The organism is Bacteroides sp. FSHCM14E1 (assembly GCF_019633785.1).
GTDB classification, from domain to species: Bacteria; Bacteroidota; Bacteroidia; order Bacteroidales; family Bacteroidaceae; genus Bacteroides; species Bacteroides hominis.
Window position 1 is genome coordinate 348,703 of record NZ_JADKYL010000003.1, and the last position, 18,964, is coordinate 367,666.

The 18,964-nt window shown below is 45.6% G+C and carries 12 protein-coding genes; 3 read left to right on the forward strand and 9 right to left on the reverse strand.

All coding sequences use genetic code 11. The annotated features are described in order from the left end of the window. Positions 1–17 precede the first annotated feature (17 nt). Together ISX59_RS07090 and ISX59_RS07095 are read left to right on the forward strand one after the other, a co-directional pair. Entirely contained in the window at positions 18–2,108 is a 2,091-nt protein-coding gene (locus ISX59_RS07090) for a glycoside hydrolase family 2 TIM barrel-domain containing protein (RefSeq protein WP_005779150.1), read from the forward strand. Further along, positions 2,105–3,328: a DUF2264 domain-containing protein gene (locus ISX59_RS07095; protein ID WP_220575768.1), complete on the forward strand. Its 1,224-nt coding sequence runs from the start codon at positions 2,105–2,107 to the stop codon at positions 3,326–3,328. Before ISX59_RS07090 ends, ISX59_RS07095 begins: the two co-directional genes overlap by 4 nt. A 229-nt stretch (positions 3,329–3,557) precedes the next feature. Here ISX59_RS07095 and ISX59_RS07100 read toward each other — a convergent pair whose 3' ends face one another. From ISX59_RS07100 to ISX59_RS07125, 7 genes are all read right to left on the reverse strand, one after another. Then, the gene (locus ISX59_RS07100; RefSeq protein ID WP_032540371.1) at positions 3,558–6,134 is read right to left on the reverse strand and encodes an outer membrane beta-barrel family protein; all 2,577 of its coding nucleotides are present in this window, start codon (positions 6,132–6,134) and stop codon (positions 3,558–3,560) included. 170 nt (positions 6,135–6,304) lie between these two features. Continuing rightward, positions 6,305–7,600: a DUF4010 domain-containing protein gene (locus ISX59_RS07105; protein WP_005779155.1), complete on the reverse strand. Its 1,296-nt coding sequence runs from the start codon at positions 7,598–7,600 to the stop codon at positions 6,305–6,307. A gap of 56 nt (positions 7,601–7,656) precedes the next feature. Continuing rightward, complete coding sequence (locus ISX59_RS07110) at positions 7,657–8,127, reverse strand: CYTH domain-containing protein (protein WP_032536781.1); 471 nt, start codon at positions 8,125–8,127, stop codon at positions 7,657–7,659. Positions 8,128–8,129: 2 nt separating this feature from the next. Beyond that, positions 8,130–9,449 carry an OprO/OprP family phosphate-selective porin gene (locus ISX59_RS07115; RefSeq protein ID WP_005779161.1) on the reverse strand — a complete coding sequence of 440 codons (1,320 nt, stop codon included), beginning with the start codon at positions 9,447–9,449 and terminating at the stop codon, positions 8,130–8,132. Between the two features lie 116 nt (positions 9,450–9,565). Next, entirely contained in the window at positions 9,566–9,700 is a 135-nt protein-coding gene (locus ISX59_RS21200; RefSeq protein WP_005812004.1) for a hypothetical protein, read from the reverse strand. A gap of 153 nt (positions 9,701–9,853) precedes the next feature. Next, positions 9,854–10,970 (reverse strand): peptide chain release factor 2 gene (prfB, locus tag ISX59_RS07120; protein ID WP_122142574.1). Its coding sequence is split into 2 segments (ribosomal slippage): positions 9,854–10,906 and positions 10,908–10,970, totalling 1,116 coding nucleotides; the frame shifts between segments, so codons are not numbered across the junction. A 60-nt stretch (positions 10,971–11,030) separates the two neighbouring features. After that, complete coding sequence (locus tag ISX59_RS07125; RefSeq protein ID WP_005812058.1) at positions 11,031–12,836, reverse strand: long-chain fatty acid--CoA ligase; 1,806 nt, start codon at positions 12,834–12,836, stop codon at positions 11,031–11,033. Between the two features lie 189 nt (positions 12,837–13,025). Here ISX59_RS07125 and ISX59_RS07130 point away from each other — a divergent pair, with 189 nt between their 5' ends. After that, complete coding sequence (locus ISX59_RS07130) at positions 13,026–14,087, forward strand: M20 family metallo-hydrolase (RefSeq protein WP_220575769.1); 1,062 nt, start codon at positions 13,026–13,028, stop codon at positions 14,085–14,087. Between the two features lie 358 nt (positions 14,088–14,445). Here ISX59_RS07130 and ISX59_RS07135 read toward each other — a convergent pair whose 3' ends face one another. Both ISX59_RS07135 and ISX59_RS07140 read right to left on the reverse strand, forming a co-directional pair. After that, entirely contained in the window at positions 14,446–16,845 is a 2,400-nt protein-coding gene (locus tag ISX59_RS07135) for a family 16 glycoside hydrolase (RefSeq protein WP_220575770.1), read from the reverse strand. 28 nt (positions 16,846–16,873) lie between these two features. Beyond that, the gene (locus ISX59_RS07140; RefSeq protein WP_220575771.1) at positions 16,874–18,961 is read right to left on the reverse strand and encodes a glycoside hydrolase family 127 protein; all 2,088 of its coding nucleotides are present in this window, start codon (positions 18,959–18,961) and stop codon (positions 16,874–16,876) included. Between the last annotated feature and the right edge of the window lie 3 nt (positions 18,962–18,964).

Below are 18,964 nucleotides of genomic sequence, written 5' to 3' on the forward strand. Positions count from 1 at the left end.
TACATAATCAAGAACATATGAAACAGCAGAAATGTAACTATTTTCCCTCCTTATGGCGGAGGGGCCGAGGAAAAGATTTAATCCCCTTTCTTCTCCTACTTCTCTTCTCTCTCTCCCTTCACGCCCAGCGTCAGGATATTCTACTCAACAATAACTGGAATTTCCGTTTCTCGCATCAGGTACAGGGAGACACCCGCAGGGTAGACCTGCCGCACACCTGGAATGCACAAGATGCGCTTGCCGGCAAAACAGACTACAAACGGGGTATCGGGAACTATGAAAAAGCTCTATATGTTCGTCCCGAATGGAAAGGCAAGCGCCTGTTTCTTCGCTTTGAAGGTGTGAACAGTGTAGCCAACGTGTTCATCAACCGCAAACACATTGGCGAACACCGGGGCGGATACGGAGCCTTTATATTCGAAATCACAGACTTAGTGAAATACGGAGAAAAGAACTCCATTCTGGTACGTGCCAATAACGGTGAGCAACTGGACATAATGCCACTCGTAGGCGACTTCAATTTTTACGGGGGAATCTACAGGGATGTACATCTGCTGATTACGGACGAGACTTGCATCTCGCCTCTGGATTATGCTTCACCGGGAGTTTATCTGGTGCAGGAAGCCGTCAGCGCCCAAGAAGCAAAAGTATGTGCCAAAGTGAACCTGTCCAACCGAGCAACCGATGGAGCGGCCGAACTTCGGATCCAAGTGACGGACGGCTCTAAAGTGATTTGCAAAGAAAACCGGAGCATATCGCTGAAACAGGGGACCGATATTCAGGAACAGCTTCCTTTACTGATTCAAAAACCACGTCTTTGGAATGGTTGTGAAGACCCGTTTATGTATCAGGTCACTGTCAGCCTCCACAAGAACGGTAAACAGATCGACAGTGTAACACAGCCATTAGGTCTACGCTATTATCATACCGATCCGGCTCAAGGATTCTTCCTGAATGGCAAGCATTTACCACTTCATGGGGTATGCCGCCATCAGGATCGTGCCGAAGTGGGTAACGCACTCCGTCCCCAGCATCATGAAGAAGATGTGGCACTGATGCGCGAGATGGGAGTCAACGCCATCCGCCTGGCACACTATCCGCAGGCAACTTATATGTACGATTTGATGGACCGGCACGGTATCGTCACTTGGGCTGAGATTCCGTTTGTCGGTCCCGGAGGATATGCGGATAAAGGTTTTGTCAACCAGCTTTCCTTCCGTGAGAATGGCAAACAGCAACTCATCGAACTGATTCGCCAGCACTACAATCATCCCTCTATCTGCTTCTGGGGCCTGTTCAATGAACTGAAGGAAGTCGGGGACAATCCTGTAGAGTATATCAAAGAACTGAATGTACTGGCGAAACAGGAAGACCCTACCCGTCCGACAACTTCCGCCAGCAACCAGAACGGTGATTTGAACTTCATTACCGATAACATTGCCTGGAACCGTTACGACGGTTGGTATGGAAGTACTCCGAAAACATTGGCAACCTTTCTGGACCGTACACACGAGAAATATCCCGAAATACGTATCGGCATCAGTGAATACGGGGCAGGAGCCAGTGTCTACCACCAGCAGGACTCGCTCAGGCAACCGTCCGCTTCGGGATGGTGGCACCCTGAAAACTGGCAGACCTACTATCATATGGAGAATTGGAAAATCATAGCCGAACGTCCGTTCGTATGGGGTACATTCGTTTGGAACATGTTCGACTTCGGCGCTGCCCATCGTACGGAAGGTGACCGCCCGGGTATCAATGACAAAGGTCTCGTCACCTTCGACCGAAAGGTGAAGAAAGACTCCTACTACTTCTATAAAGCAAACTGGAACAAACAGGAGCCGATGATTTACTTGGCAGAGAAGCGATGCAGGCTTCGCTACCAACCGGAGCAGACTTTCATGGCATTCACCACTGCCCCGGAAGCCGAACTGTTTGTAAACGGTGTCAGTTGTGGCAAACAAAAAGCAGATACTTACTCAACAGTTGTATGGAAAGGTGTCAAACTGAAGGCAGGAGAAAATACCATCCGTGTAACTACTCCGGGGAAAAAGCCACTTACGGACGTAGTGGTAGTGGAATATAAAGAAGACGGATCGCTTCAATGAAACGGATCATCTTAATTATTGTATGGGGATTGCTGGCCGGAGGATGGCCGGCAGTCCCCTGTCTTTGGGCACAGTGCCGGCCAGGAACTGCCGACCGGGATGTCTGGGTAAAGACACTTGTCCGCCTGGCCGATCCGGTACTCAGCAATCTGGCTAACGAAACACTGAAGAAAAGAATGCCATACCAATCGCTTGCCCCCGACCGGCAACGTTTCTCTTATCTGGAAGCAGTAGGACGTACAGTTTGCGGCATGGCTCCATGGCTGGAATTGGGAGCGGACGATACGCCGGAAGGACAGTTACGCAAGAAATACATCGAGCTGACTGTAAAAGGAATCAGCAATGCCGTTAACCCCTCCTCACCCGATTACCTGATTTTCGGAGAACCTTCGCAGCCCTTGGTAGATGCCGCATTCCTGGCAGAAGGATTGCTGCGCGCCCCCAAACAGTTATGGGGTAATCTCTCTGCATCTACCCGCAAGCGGGTAGTGACGGAGTTGAAGCGAAGCCGTGCCATTAAACCCAACGAAAGCAACTGGTTGCTGTTTGCCTCTATCATAGAGGCTGCATTGCAAGAATTCACCGGTGAGTGCGACACGGTACGCCTCAACTACGGAGTACGCAAGTTCAGGGATCTCTGGTATAAGGGAGATGCCCAATACGGTGACGGGGCTGACTTCCATCTCGATTATTACAACAGCTTTGTGATTCACCCCATGCTAACTGACATATTAATCGTCATGCAAAAGCACCGGATGCCGGGAGCTGAATTTCTGAAAGTACAGCAGAAACGCTTGGAACGCTATGCCGAACAGCTGGAACGGTTTATTTCACCGGAAGGAACTTATCCGGTAATCGGACGGTCTATCGTGTATCGTACCGGAGTATTTCATGCGTTAGGACAAGCTGCCCTACTACATCTGCTTCCCGAACATATTACTCCCGCCCAAGTACGTTGTGCAATGACCAAGGTCATTGAAAATCAGTTTCGGTCAGCCGACAATTTTGACGCAAACGGTTGGTTAAGGATAGGTTTCTCCGGTAATCAGATAAGAATGTCGGAAAGCTACATCAATACGGGAAGTACTTATCTGTGTCTGACCGGGTTCTTACCACTGGGATTACCTGCTGACGATGCCTTTTGGTCAGCTCCTCCCGCCGAATGGACCAACTTGAAAGCCTGGTCGGGGAAAGAGGTGCCGGCAGATCATTCATTATAAACCGGCAACCGGACGAAATGGGGTGTGCCGAAACTCGTATTCACCACAGATTACACTGATTTACACAGATAAATATTCAGTAGTTATCAATAGATCAAGTTCGCTCTATGGGACTCTGTGTTACTCTGTGGTGAATAATGACACATCCCCATTCAAAAACAGAAAGGTGTAGCTACCACTGCGGATAGCTACACCTTTCTGTTTTTATCTTTACCAGAAGTCCTGACTCTTAGTTAGCACCACCGCCTTGACCACCCTGGCCACCGCCACCTTTCACATCATCATTATTGATACTGCGGGCAGCTTTCTTCACGCTGGCTTTCAACTCACCGATACGATAGCTGAGGCTGACACCAAAGCTACGGCTCGGATAGCGGCTGCTATTCTTAGACAAGAAGTTTTCACCGATAGTAGTGTTGTTGAACGAACGATATTTCTCGAAGATATTGCTAACATAAGCACTTACCGTAAAACGGTCTTTGATGAATGAACGGTTCACACTCAGGCTATAGTAATAGTAACCCGATCCCTTACCTTGCAAGCTAATGTAAGGAGTACTTCCTCCGGCATTCAGACTGGCACGTATTTTCAATGGGAAAGTATGCTGAATGCCACCATACATAGAAGCGCTCCATCCATAATTATGTAATCCTTGGGCCGGACTCTTAATATCAGCGTAGCTGCCATCACCATTCAGATAGATACGAGTATTGGGAGAAGCATTCCAGTTAGCATAAAGGCTCAGACCTGTATTACGGTTCTTACCGATATTTTCGTACGTGCTGTACAATGCACCTTCGGGGGCATGATGTCCTCCGGGGAAGTCCTCACCGCCTTTACCGATCAGACGGCTCACCCGCTCAATACCATTGTTTCCAAATGAGTGACGCAAAGAAACATTCACATTGAACTTCATACTGAACATACTATAGCTCAGATTGAACGAGTGGCTCTTTTCACTTTCCAGATTCGAATTACCCTGGCTGATAAACATCGGGTTACGGTCGTCAAAATAAGGATTCAAGTTCCAGATACCCGGACGCCAGATACGCATGTTGTAACCACCACGCAAGTTCTGTGTCTTACCAATCTTAATACCCATCGTAACAGATGGAACAAAATCATTATAGTTGGTGCTGAAATTCGCTTCCGGACCGATAGCTCCAGCCAAATATTTTACATCCTGAGCGGTATATTCATAACGTACTCCCGGTTTAAAAGAAAAGCCCTTATAACGAAGAGTGTATCCTAAATAAGCAGCAAGAATGTCGTTCATATGCTTGTACTTACTGCTACGGTCGTTGTTGTATTCATAATCGTCGGTTGCCCCTTTAGCTTCGAACAACTTATTATCACTTAAATTATTACGGATAATATATTTGCCACCTACTTCTATCGTATGTAACTTTCCGATAGGAGTGGTGTAGTCCACCTGGAAAGTATGTTCAGTAGTATTCGTTTTTCCATCCGAGTGAGAGTTGTTTAATAAGAACTTCTCAATGATTTCCAATTCAAAAGGATCCTTTATATCTCTATACTTAGTGTAGTAATCCGAATTCTGGGGTTGAGTACTAATCTTGTAGGAAAGAGTAATCATACGGTCCTTATTCTTTTTAGACGTACGCTGGTAGTCGACATTACCCCGCATCGAATACCACGAACCGCTTCCATCACTCAGAGAGCCATATTGATAAGCCAACACATCTCTGTTTGCATTCCACATCGTAGTCAGTCCGTCACTGTTATTATCATTACTACCTCCATACATACCGAAAGAAGCAGTCAGCAGGCGTAATGTATCAATTTCGTAACTGGCTTCCAGATTACCGTACTGGAAACTACCGTCATAATCGGAAGTACTGTTTGATTCCAGATATTTCTGATCTTCCGAGTCGAAGTTTTCACGGAAACTATTTGAGTAGCTCTTCGGAGTTGTATTATAATTGTAGTTATAGTTACCAGTCAGAGTCAGTTTACCCGACTTAATAGTGGCATATCCGCCCGCACCGGCACCACGGTTACTGCCACTGGCACGGAAAGTAGCGGTATACCCTTCAAAGCCACCGCCTACAGTAACGATATTCAGGATACCGCCTACACCTTCTGCATCATATTTAGCTCCCGGAGAAGTGATTACCTCGATATGCTTAATTGTATTAGCAGGCATACTTTTGAGCACATCTTTCGGATTATTGCTCATCATGTTATTCGGCTTACCGTTTACATGGATTTTAAAACTGCTGCTGCCATTCACCTTAATGTTGTCTTCACCGTCCACTGTAACCAACGGGACTTTACGAAGCATTTCCATCACTGTGTTGGTCTTTGAGTCCGGGTCGTCCTCAATGTTATATTCAATCTTGTCCACATCCACCTTTACCAATGGTTTCTGGGCAACGATCTCTATGCCTTTCAGTTCGTTAGTAGCCTCAGCCATATTCAATTGTCCGAGGTCAATTACTTTATCTCCTGCCTTTACGGTGAAGTCTTTCACCAATGTCACTTTACCTACAGATGAAAAAGTAGCGACATAGTTTCCGGGAGCGACAGTCAATTTTTCCTGGAATTTACCATTCAAGTCAGTTACGGCCATTTTCAAGGCTTTTTGGGGAGCACTCTTTTTCACGATTTTGATCGTAGCATAAGGTTCTCCCTCTTGCGTCAGCGAGTCAAGAAGCACGCCTTTCAATGTATAAGATGGAGCTGCTGTACGTTGCTGGGTTTGCTGAGGTTTCTGCTGTTGAGCATACATCATGCCGGATGTTATAAACATCAACAGCAATAATAGTAGTAGTTTGTTTCTCATGTGAAGTTATGTTTTAGTTTATAGTCTATCAGACGCAAAATCATAGTATTTGTTACAGATTGGCAACGAAAATATCGACTTTATATTCGTTTACGAAACCCTCGGAGTTAAGAAAGGTGAAATAGGGCGATTTTTATTCTTTTTTATCAGAAGTTGTTCGATAACGCACATTAAATCAGATAAAAGAAAAAAAGTACGACAACATTTGCCGCAATCACACAGCCGAAACCGCCTAATATCCATGAGCGCAACTTACTCTGTTTACCCGAAAAGAAAAGTGCATAACACATATTCACCACAATATTGCTGATAATGGCCTGCATGGTACAAGCCATCACAACAGTGGCCGCCACACTCCCGGTTCCCTGCAATAAGTTCAGGATGAAAGGAGTGATATCACTGAATCCGGACACAAACGATAATAAGTTCAATCCTCCGGTACCGGCATAAATCAGTGTGTAATGTGTCAACACAGTAAAGATAACGAATAGTCCGGCAAAAATCAGTGCTACTTTGAACTCCAAAGGGTTACTGCTGTCATCCTCTTCTTCCACAAGATCAGCACCAGGCGTCCGTTTCCGCCGGCAGTGGATAAACCAGGCAACGCCGGCTGCAACAGCAGCCATAATCAAAAGATAAGGATAGATAGAGGCAAAGATGGTGGAACTGAAAATAAGAATTAAAATCATAAAACGCAGAAACATCATACTCACAGCCAACAGCATGGCAGCAACGTATTCGGGTGCTTCCTGCGAGTGGATATTCCTGCTTTTACGCGCCAATACCGAAATAGTGGCCGTACTGCTATACAATCCACCGATGATACCGGAAACCAATACTCCCGATTCACGAAAGACATATCGCTTCAACAGATAAGAAAGGTAAGAAATGCCCGAGACAACTACTGTAGCCAGCCAAATGGTATAGGGGGTCAAGTTGATATCCGGAATGATATTCTCATTGGGCAGCATGGGGAGAATAATTCCACTGATAGCCAAAAATTTGGCAAGTGTGATCATTTCATCGTTTTTCATTCGCTGTGCAATCTCCGTAAAGGTATGCTTCAATTCAGTGAACAATAAAACGGTTACAATCACCATGACATAAAACCAGGAAGGCTGTGTAGAAACAATAGGAGCAATGCAATAAGTGATCAGCGCAATGATGATGGTCGTCACCCCGAATACGTGAAACTGGGCTTGTTTTACGTAATAGTTCAATCCCAGAAGCATACCGAGTATCAACCCGCCTCCCATAAAGAGCCGCATCTCTTCCGGATCGAGGATATACAAAAGGTACCCTAACATTCCAATAAACGTAAAGGTGCGGTCCGTACCGAAAAGAGTGGTTTCTCCTTCACGCTTCAGACTGATCTTGCGTTGCGAGAGTCCTATTAAAAGTGAAAACAAGGTGACCAGAATAAAGGTCACCAGCTTTTCCGGCAAGTAGTTGTACAGTTGTTCCATATATCTTTATTCTTGAGCCCGTAACTAAAGAAACAAATATACGGATTATTTGTTAGCTACGGCCAGGTAGTATACGGTTTTTTCATTAACTGGGAATTATAGTAGCGAACATCCCCAGTTACCTCTTCCCCGATAAAGTCAGGTTTTACAAACATTTCATCCTCTGCCCCCAATTCAACCTCAGCTACTACAAGTCCTTCATTCTCACCGTAGAATTCATCTATTTCGAATACGTGTTCCCCGCTACGAACCAGGTATCGGGTTTTATCGATCACTCCCGGTTCACAAAGTTTCATCAGTTCCTCTGCCTCAATAAGCGGCAGTTCTTTCTCCCACTCATAGCGGCTCAACCCCGAGGCATCGGAGGCTCCTTTAATAGTCAGGTAACCTTTCCCATCGCGGATACGTACCCGGACCGTTCTTCCACGGGCACTGCTGATATAGCCTTGAACAATGCGACTCTGCGCAAAAGCCTGTGATTTATAGTCTCCTTTAACGAGAAACTTACGTTCTATCTCTTGTGGCATATTTAAAAATTCAATTGTATACGGAGTCCCAGAATGCCATATGCATTCCCCCCCTTCCCCAACGATTCGTCTACTTCCTCGGGTTTGTAAGCAATCTCTCCGTTCGATTTATACCCCACCGCTGCCTGTCCGAAGGCATTGGCATATTTATCATTATCTACATACGAATAGTTAATCTGAAATTTAAGATTCCGGGTAGCATAATAATTCACCCCAAACGTCCATCCGTTGGCCGATCCGCCCATCACCTCTGTTCCGTTCAGGTCGATACGGTCAAAACGGGCTGCCAGTTCTATGTCGCCCCAACTACGCCCAAACGACGGCTGTGAAAAAGCGCCACGTGATTTACTATACCGCTGCTGTCCGCCAAACAGCAGATAAGCAGCCTGTACATAGAAACCATTGAACTTCTCCGTCGCTAATCCTTCCATACGCACTGTGTTGTTCATAATGTATTCTCCCTGAAAACGAAACCCTCTGTAGAATCCGGCCAACTCGGCACCCGCCAGCCAGTCGTGACTGACCGAGGCAATAGGCGACGTATCCAGAAACTTGATTTTATTGATATAAGACAGCGACCTTGTACTGTATCTCACCGTATTTGGCATCAGTGAACCAACCGTAGTCTTCGGAGTGCGATAAGATGCAGCAATTCCCAGATGAAAGCCTTTCACTTTATCTGCCGAAACAGGTTGCCAAACCGCACGGGCAGTCACCGATATTCCTTCATCTTCTCCGGCTTTGTTGTTACTTTCAGAATAATCTTTTTCTTTATTACCTTCAATTCGCTTGAAATGTACACCTGCTACCCCCAGGAACTGGTCATGTTCCCAAGTTCCCTGTACGCCAATATGATATTCAGGAGCAAATGCCGATACCACATTCGCTTTCTCCATAAACCATAAATCGCCCGAAGAAGTCATTGCAGCCATCCCAAAACTCTCTTTAAAATTACCTGCCCTAAAGTAGAGCCCATTGGGAAAAGCATATTTAATGAAACAGTCTTTTAACGAAAATCCGCCATCGGTCAGATCCATCTCTATTTTACCGGATAATCTTTTACCAAATGCAGCAGTGGCACCTAAACGTACACGCCGGAATCCGACACCATTGCCTATGGGCTGGTAATCCTCTCCAAAAAACACCGCTCCATCTGCCTGGATACGGCCATTGAAAGTCAGTTTAAACTTATTGTCCTCCGAACTGAAGGTTAATGATTCTTTCTTCACCTCAGGAAGAAAAGATTTAGACTCCTGGGCAGAAACCATCCCCAGACAAGTAATTGAGAAGATAGAAAAAATAGTAATCAGTTGCTTGTTCATCCGTCTTTTTAGTGATTTGCGATTAATTGGCAGTGATTAGCAGCTAATAACCGGTGATTAGTACAATTCATCTATACGGTACTAATCACTAATTGTCAGTCACTAATCACTCACTCTTAGCCCAAAAGAGAAAAACCGATAATCATAGCCAATGCCAGAATGACCAGCGAGACAAAAACTACCTTAACAACCTTTTTGGCTTGTTCTTCTTCTTTCTTGCTGTGTGTTACTTTTTTCTTATTCTTACTCATAATCGTTAGCTTTAAAGTTCAACGCTAACAAAGTAAGAACAAATCTTTTAACCAGCCAAAAATATGGAGAATAAAATGATGAGCAAAGAAAGGAAATAAAAAAAACATCCTCCGGGGCAGAAAATCCCGGAGGATGTTACAATTCTGTTATGTTTAAGCCTCTTCGGACGAAAATTCCATCAGATAAGCCTTGATAAAGCCTTCTATTTTACCATCCATCACTCCGTTTACATCAGAGGTCTGGAAGTTGGTACGATGGTCTTTTACACGACGGTCATCAAATACATAGCTTCGTATCTGCGACCCCCATTCGATTTTTTTCTTACCGGCTTCCACTTTGGCCTGTTCGGCCATGCGGTGCTGCAATTCTTTATCGTAAAGAATAGAGCGCAACTGACGCATCGCATTCTCCCGGTTCTTAGGCTGGTCACGGGTTTCGGTATTCTCAATCAGGATTTCCTCTTCCTCTCCGGTATAAGGATCCTTGTACTGATAACGCAAACGAACGCCGGATTCCACTTTATTTACGTTCTGTCCACCGGCACCTCCCGAACGGAAAGTATCCCAAGAGATACAGGCCGGCAAAATATTCACTTCAATGCTATCGTCCACCAACGGAGTGACAAACACGGAAGCAAAAGAAGTCATACGCTTACCCTGCGCATTGTAAGGGGAAACACGAACCAAACGGTGTACACCGTTTTCACCTTTCAGATATCCATAAGCATAGTCGCCTTCGATCTGGATGGTACAGGTTTTAATACCCGCTTCATCACCTTCCTGCAAGTTGGCCATGGTTGCTTTATAACCATTGGTCTCGGCATAACGAAGATACATACGCATCAGCATCGATGCCCAGTCCTGACTCTCCGTGCCACCGGCACCGGAGTTAATCTTCAGCACGCAACTCATCTGGTCGGCTTCATCACGAAGCATATTCTGCAACTCCAGGTTTTCCACATGTTCCAGAGCCTTTGCATACGCCTCGTCCACCTCCTGCTCGGTGACCAGTTCGTCTTTATAAAAATCGAAAGCCAGTTCCAGTTCGTCTGCCAGTGTTTTGACTTCGTTGTAACCGTCAATCCACTTCTGTAATCCTTTCACCAGTTTCATTTGTGCTTCGGCCTTCTTCTGGTCATCCCAGAATCCCGGAGCCTGTGTTCTCAATTGTTCTTCTTCGACCTGAATTTTCTTCCCGTCGATGTCAAAGATACCTCCTCAGCGCATCAGTGCGCTCTTTCACGTCTTTAAGTTGTTCAATAGTAATCATACTTCTTATTTATGGTTTTCGTTAATAATGGGGAGCAAAGATATACAAAATTTCGTGTTCTTACTCCTCATACATTTTATCAATTACCTCTTTATAATTGCGTGCCACTACCGGACGTTTCAGTTTCAGAGTGTTAGTCAGTTCTCCCTTTTCCATACTGAACGGTTCAGGAAGCAATGTGAAACGTTTAATCTGTTCGTAGTGGGCAAATTGTTGCTGCAACGTGTCAATACGTGCACGGAACAAAGCAATAATCTTAGGATGCTCCAACAGTCCGGCCATGTCCTTGTATTCGATACCTTTCTCTTTGGCATACTGTTTCACAAAGCCGTATACGGGTACAATCAGCGCAGATACAAATTTACGCTGGTCGGCAATAATAGCTATCTGGTCGATATAACGGTCAATAACCAATTTGGTTTCCAATGCCTGGGGAGCAATGTATTTTCCATTCGATGTTTTGAACAGATCCTTGATGCGTTCCGTCAGATACAACTGACCATTTTTGAAATAGCCGGCATCTCCGGTATGGAACCATCCCTCTTCATCAATAGCAGCTGCCGTAGCTTCCGCTTTCTTATAATATCCCTTCGTGATCGTTTTTCCCCGAAGCAGAATTTCATTGTCTTCCCCGATCTTTACCTCTACCTCCGGCATCACTTGTCCTACCGAACCGATGTCATAACCGGTCTTCGAAGTACACGAAACAGTCGCAGTAGATTCCGTCAAGCCATATCCCACCAACATATCGATACCTACGGAATGCACAAATTCACAGATTTCATCAGGAACAGCGGCACCGGCCGTCGGGAAGAAGTTACCATTCTCTATACCGATAGTCTTTTTCAATAAGGCATAAATAGTCTTTTCGTAGAACTTATATTTCAGCTGAATCATTTTGGGAGGCGTCTTACCTACCCGCAGATACTCAAGATTGTGGATACGCCCTACCTTGATGGCATCCAGCATCAACATTTTCTTGATACCGGTAGTCTCGGCAATTTTCTCCTGGACACCTGCATATACTTTTTCCCAAAAACGGGGTACACTGCACATCAACGTCGGACGAATTTCTTTAATCGTCGTCTGGATGTCGGCCGGACGGAGATTGATACATACCTGTACTCCTTTATGCACACAGAGATAAGTCCACGCCTTCTCAAACACATGGGTCAGAGGCAGGAAGTTCATCGAAACGTCCTTATCGGTCATATCCACCAAACGAATATCGTGAATGCGGAATGCTTCCAGATAGCAAGAATGATGCAACATCACTCCTTTGGGCTCACCGGTAGTACCGGACGTATACAATATATTTGCCAAATCATCGGCACCGGCACGTGCCGTACGTTCTTCCACCACTTCGTTGTGCGGCAAATCTTTTCCTTTGGCCAGAAACTCGTCAAAGTAGATGGAACTCATATCACGCGGGTCTCTTACTACTGCTGGATCGAAAATAATTAACTGGGTAAGTGAAGGGCAAAAGCCAAATACACTGAAAGCAGCATCGTATTGGAACTGCTCTCCTACAAATAAGAAACGTATCTGTGCATCATTGATAATGTATTGTGCCTGTGCCGGAGAGCTGGTTGCATAGAGCGGAATCGTCACCGCACGATTAGCAAAAGCGGCAAAATCCGTAAACAGACATTCCGGCTTATTTTGAGAGAAAATACCGATGTTTTCTTCTTCCTGTACCCCCAGTTCCACCATGGCATTGGCGGCCTGCCTTACAGTTTGCGAGAATTCATTCCAAGAGATAGGGATCCACTGTGCCTTCTCATAGTCACGGTATTTCAGAGCTGTCTTGTCGCCATACTTTTCAGCCTGACGATGAACCAAGACAGATAAATGATGATAAGTCATATCCTTTGTTGTTAGTTATTCGTCTGCAAAGGTATCGTTTAATTTGGAATTATCAGGTGTGAACACTGAATTATTTTGCTTAACAGAGTCAGGCACTTAGCCATATAGTACCTGATAAATAGTTGTCTGACAAACTGAAAGATTCAAGTATTATTTGTACATTTGCATCCGTTCAAAGCAAAAAAAGAAATGATAGACGAATCCATTACATCCGAAGCTGTCGGCTTGCTGAAATCTCTGATCAGCATCCCTTCGCTCAGCCGCGAAGAAGAAAAAGCAGCCGATTACCTGCAAAACTATATCGAGGCCGAAGGTATGACCACAGGCCGTAAAGGAAACAACATCTGGTGTCTGAGTCCCATGTTCGACCTGAAGAAACCGACAATCCTGCTCAATTCCCATATCGATACCGTAAAACCGGTCAACGGTTGGCGAAAAGATCCGTTCACTCCCCGCGAAGAGAATGGGAAACTTTACGGATTGGGCAGCAACGATGCCGGTGCAAGCGTAGTGACACTCTTACAGGTGTTTCTGCAACTATGCCGCAGGCAACAAAGTTATAACCTCATTTATCTGGCATCCTGCGAAGAAGAAGTATCGGGAAAAGGGGGTATCGAAAGTGTATTGCCCGGACTTCCTCCTATCAGTTTTGCCGTAGTGGGAGAACCTACCGAAATGCAACCTGCCATTGCCGAAAAAGGGTTAATGGTACTTGATGTCACTGCCATCGGAAAAGCAGGACACGCAGCCCGTAATGAAGGTGATAATGCTATATATAAGGTATTGGACGACATTGCCTGGTTCCGCGACTACCGTTTTGCCAAAGAATCGTCTCTGCTGGGCCCTGTCAAAATGAGTGTCACGGTGATCAATGCCGGTACACAGCACAATGTCATCCCCGACCGTTGCAGTTTCTTAGTGGACGTACGAAGCAACGAACTTTACTCCAATGAAGAACTGTTTGCCGAAATACAAAAACATATTTCCTGCAAAGCCGAAGCCCGCTCATTCCGCCTTAACTCTTCACGTATCGAAGAGAGTCATCCGTTTGTACAAAAAGCAAAAAAACTGGGACGTATACCTTTCGGTTCCCCTACCCTTTCTGATCAGGCGTTAATGTCTTTCCCTTCGGTAAAAATGGGTCCCGGCCGTTCTTCGCGTTCACATACAGCCGATGAATATATCATGATTAAAGAAATCGAAGAAGCATTGGAGTTATACCTGAAGATACTGGACGGCTTGGAAATCTGACCAGTGCTGTCGGCCGGTGGAACAAATTCGTGCAATGTATCAGCTATTTTCAGACCATAAAAGGTTCTATAACTTCTCATCAATTATATTCTACTTGTCATTCTGACAAGTAGATCACTTGAAGCCATGCAGGCAGAGGCTTTAGGAAACAAAGGTCCTTTGATTAGGTTCCGGCTGATAAATAGAAGGTTATAAGTGTTTATATCACATTGAAGGAAAACTTGTTTTAACGATCTGTTAAAACAAGTGTTTTGATTGTAAACAACAAATCTTTTACATGCAAAAGACTTGTTGTTTACAATCTGTCAGCAAAACTTTCCGAAGCGGCATTAACAATGTTAATTCCCATAACGATAACTTACTTCCCAAGCACGACAATCGTATACGAGTAAGCAGGAAACGAATAAGTAAAATCAGATCCGGCAGCCTGCATCCAGATAGCTTTCGGAAGAATCCGGGTCGGCGTATCGGGAAGATTTTCGTCATTCAGTTCTCCACTCAAAGTATATATTTCCATATTTCCCTCCGGAATGAAACCGGACAAGTTTATCTGGCTTCGCCGTACCTCAGGTGAAGTGTTCACAACATGCAGAACCACTTCATCACGTGCTTCATTCGTTGTGGCTGTCACATCCAGTTCTCCTTTCACTTCACTCCACAAACGTAACGGATGGTGATGGGCAGCAGACATCTGCTGTGCATAGAAAGTCGGCATTCCCCAAACCTGTCCCGGTGTGAAAAATACCTGCCCCTGATCCCAACCATTGTCATTTTGCAGATAGGGTTGAAGGGCATTGGCCGCACAGGTAGTCAGGATGAAGTCACCATGGCGACGAACTACATTCTGAACGGTAGCATGTACAATGGCACGCTGAATGTTATGCAGGTTTCCATTTTCTTCAAAAATGGCACAACGCATCATTGTATTCGGATTCCATTTCAAGAACTTGGCCTTCATATCCGTCAACTCTCTGTCTATATTCTCACGGCTACCGAGATCATCCGTCCAAGGGTGATAATCCCAATAAGCAGCTTTTCCGTCAAGGGCTTTAAATACTTTTTCCATGTTAGGCGATTCGGGACGCCACCAGGCAGAATGAATAAATTGCACCTCCGGATCTTTGGCATGAACCGCTTCATAGATATCATTAAAACGATCAATGTAATGCTGATACTCTGCCTCGATATCCCCCCAGATGACCTCTTCGTTTCCAATCTCCAGATACTTCAATCCGTAAGGTTCGGGATGCCCGTTCGCGGCACGCTTCTTCCCCCATTCCGTATCTACCGGCCCATTCAAGTATTCAATCATGTCCGCCATATCCTGCGCCGACTCTTCTACATTCACTGCATAAGCAGGCACAAACCCTGCCTTCTCGCAGAACCGGAGGAAATCCTCGATACCGAAACCGTTAGTCGAATAAGTATACCAGTGGCCTTTATAAGGCGGACGCAATGCACGATCACCAATCATATTCTTAAAACGGTATTCGGGAGCGTTAACCATCGTACCTCCATAGCGCAGGAAACGCAACCCCTGATTCACCATTGCCTGCCCGATATCATTACGCAACGGCAACCCACGAAACTGCCGGTCGGCACCGTTCATCAAAGTGACCATATCTACCAGAAAACGCCCTTTCCCTTTCAAATAAATGGCAAAGCGTGCGTTTTCATCGGTCTTGTCCGGAATCAACTCAAATGTATACTTTTTCCAGTCGCCGGACTCGGTACGGATACACTGTACAGCATATTCTTTTTCACCATCCACGCTTTGAAGGGCTACCCATACTTCCGCCTTCCCTTTCAAATAAAGGCTACCGGTTTTCTTCTCACCCTGACGTACGGAGATCCCCCAGCGATTCAAACTCCGGTTGGCAATGCCCACTTTACCGATACCTGCCAGACACTCTACTTGCTGAGCATAGTGTCCATGAAAAGGTTTGTCCGCAACCTGTTTATATGAAGCGGCCGCATTCAGATCTGCAAAAGCATCCCACATGCCACTGACCTGTGGTGCCGATCGGGTTAACAGCTTGACAGGAGTACCATCTCCGATGGTCAGGTTACGGAAAGATGCACCGGCACCCCAATTGCGGAAAGCGACCTTTCCATTACGTAAAGTGGTAAGATGATCTTCGAAACGCAATACTTCACGACTGTTCAGCAGAATCACCAGTTCATCACCCTCCATCTTCACTTCCATACGATTCCATTGCGACGGATCTACATCTACCGGAACTGTTTTCAGTTCCTGCCAGTTGTGCAGATGCTTACCTAACAGCACGCGTTTGCCATCGGCAAACAGGCTGACTTCGTATCCATCAAAATTATCCGCTCCACCTCCGTATTCACCGACGCGCAACAAAAGTCCCGCATTATTGGCAGACGAAATGTCATCGGTAAATTTTATATCGACTCCGCCCCTACCGTCAGAGAACTCCGCATCATCATAAACCAATTTCGCCCCCGGATGCGACGATACGGAAAGTTGATCATCTTGCATCTTCCATACCCCTTCGCACCGGGTAAACCCGATAAAGTTATCCATGGAGGCAGGTTCCTCAAAGCTCTCGCCAAAAATCTGCTGATCATAAATTCCCCCATAAATCTCATGATTTACATCTTCCATGCAAGCTCCATATAAATAAGGAGTTATTTTATTCTCGACCTTACCCGCATCCACCCGGATCACAGCGTCCTGTGCCGCTACTACCGAAGCAGACAATATCAGAGCTAACAAACAGTTTACCCTCATCTTACAATTGTGTTTATGTTCGTTCGCATTATTTACTTGCCGGAATCCAAACCGCATAACCCTTATCCTGGCGATTGCCCAAAGCATAATAAGGAATAGCCGTAACCGGTACTTTCTTTCCTGTCTTATCCAGTGCCTGACCTTTAATTACATTGATTCCATTCAATAATCCCTTTTCAAAAGTGATCGACAGGGGAGAACGCATATCAACCTTCAAATCAGCCAAACCTTCATTATCACATCCTTCCAGACAATATACAAAGGGACCGGCGGCAATGGCTACTTTGTCCTGTAAATCCACCACTGCTTCATTGGCTGTCACCAAACGCGGCTGAACGGGTAGTATCAGCTCAACTTGATCCCCCTTTTTCCATTTCCGTTGAATTTCGGCATATCCTTTGAATATTTTTAGTGGAACCGACTTACCGTTTACCTTCAGGCTTACGGCAGACCGTACCTCCGAACGATACAGGCCATAAGGATTCTCCACACCTTGCGCCCATCCCGGGATACGCACTTTCAATATAAAAGTCTTCTCTTTTTCGGGTTCAACGGTCATGGTGACAACACCCTCCCACGGATAACCGGTCTTTTGCGTCAAACGTACCCGGTTCCGATCCGCCAGAGTCATTTCCGTTTCGCTACCAACAAAAAGGTTCACATAAACGTCACTTCCCTTCTGCGAGTAGATAAATCCGGGCATTGCAGACATCATCTTAAGGAACATTGGCGGACAACAAGGACAATCGTGCCAGCTCCAACGGGTATGCTTAGCAGAGTTCAGCGGATTCTGGTAAGTGTATTGTGTGCCGGAAAGAGAAATACCTGTCAGGACGTTATTATATAAGGTGCGTTCCAATTCGTCCATATACTTGGCATCACCTGTCAGCTCGTTCATTCTTTGACTGAAGAAACCGGCACCGACAGCAGCACAAGTTTCCAGATAAGCATCTGTAGGCAGAAAGTAATCGGGTCCGAACTTCTCGTCAAAGTGAACAGCACCTACTCCGCCGGTGATGAACATACGCTTTCCAATCATATTATCCCATAAACGACTAACGGCAGCGATATATTCCGGTGAATGATTCTCAAGTGCGGCAGCCGTTGCTCCGGTAGCAAACAAAGTAGCACGAACGGCATGTCCTTCAATAGTCTTCTGTTCGAAAAGCGGAATGGAATCTTGTGCATAGTCCCCCCATGACGGACGGGTATGATTCCCGAATTCGGGAGCTTCATATTTCCGGTCACGTATCCATTGTTCGGCAGACGGATTACCCCATGTACCCCACAAAGGGAATCCACAGTGATGTCCTCTGCCTTCGATCCAGAATTCGGCCAATTTGAGATAGTCCTGCTCAGCAACCGGGACATTGATTTGCTTTTTCAGTTCCGGATTGTTTTTATAAATGATATAAAGTTTCACCAAAGCCTCTTCCGGACCGGAATGGGCCGGAACCACATTCTTTTTAGGGAAAGCCCCCATGTATCCAGCCATCAGATTGGCACAGCGGGTTGCCACTTCCAGCAACTTCGTTTTTCCGGTTGCATTATAATAATGTATCCCTGCTTCCACCAGCATACCGGCATTGTACACATCGTGTTGCCAACGAAGCATTCCTCCCCGTTCTCCCCACTGATGGTCAGCTTCCATCAGTTGAGTATAAGTATCGATATAACCATTGGGCTCCGATGCCTGTGCCTTAGCTATTCGGTCGATATATCCGTCGACACGTTTCTCCAAAGCAACATCCGACTGTCTTGCCATCAAGTCTGCCACCCCACGGATTGTTTCGTAAACAAGTCCGTCAAACCAGGGAGCACCTGCATGCTGACCGATATTTCGCTCGCCCTTTGCCACACGGTCAAAGTTCTCAAACGTATTACAGAATTTTCCCGGATGTTCCAGATGCTTCCCTTCAAACTTGTCAAAGACATCATTCACCGTCACCTTCTGCCAAAGATCCAATTTGGGTTTCCAAAATGCATCTTCTATTTTCACCTGGCTTACTTCCGGAAACTGAATGCCGGAACCTCCTTTATCAGACGACTTTGCCGTCAAACCTCCGGTCGCAGTCATTGCAAGCAACACCGGAAACATAAATCTGTACGTTCTCATTGT

Excerpts from the sequence above, each read along its gene's own strand:
- ISX59_RS07090 (WP_005779150.1), top strand. The coding sequence starts at position 18 with ATGAAACAGCAGAAATGTAACTATTTTCCCTCCTTATGGCGGAGGGGC.
- ISX59_RS07095 (WP_220575768.1), top strand. The coding sequence starts at position 2,105 with ATGAAACGGATCATCTTAATTATTGTATGGGGATTGCTGGCCGGAGGA.
- ISX59_RS07100 (WP_032540371.1), bottom strand. The coding sequence starts at position 6,134 with ATGAGAAACAAACTACTACTATTATTGCTGTTGATGTTTATAACATCC.
- ISX59_RS07105 (WP_005779155.1), bottom strand. The coding sequence starts at position 7,600 with ATGGAACAACTGTACAACTACTTGCCGGAAAAGCTGGTGACCTTTATT.
- ISX59_RS07110 (WP_032536781.1), bottom strand. The coding sequence starts at position 8,127 with ATGCCACAAGAGATAGAACGTAAGTTTCTCGTTAAAGGAGACTATAAA.
- ISX59_RS07115 (WP_005779161.1), bottom strand. The coding sequence starts at position 9,449 with ATGAACAAGCAACTGATTACTATTTTTTCTATCTTCTCAATTACTTGT.
- ISX59_RS21200 (WP_005812004.1), bottom strand. The coding sequence starts at position 9,700 with ATGAGTAAGAATAAGAAAAAAGTAACACACAGCAAGAAAGAAGAAGAA.
- ISX59_RS07125 (WP_005812058.1), bottom strand. The coding sequence starts at position 12,836 with ATGACTTATCATCATTTATCTGTCTTGGTTCATCGTCAGGCTGAAAAG.
- ISX59_RS07130 (WP_220575769.1), top strand. The coding sequence starts at position 13,026 with ATGATAGACGAATCCATTACATCCGAAGCTGTCGGCTTGCTGAAATCT.
- ISX59_RS07135 (WP_220575770.1), bottom strand. The coding sequence starts at position 16,845 with ATGAGGGTAAACTGTTTGTTAGCTCTGATATTGTCTGCTTCGGTAGTA.
- ISX59_RS07140 (WP_220575771.1), bottom strand. The coding sequence starts at position 18,961 with ATGAGAACGTACAGATTTATGTTTCCGGTGTTGCTTGCAATGACTGCG.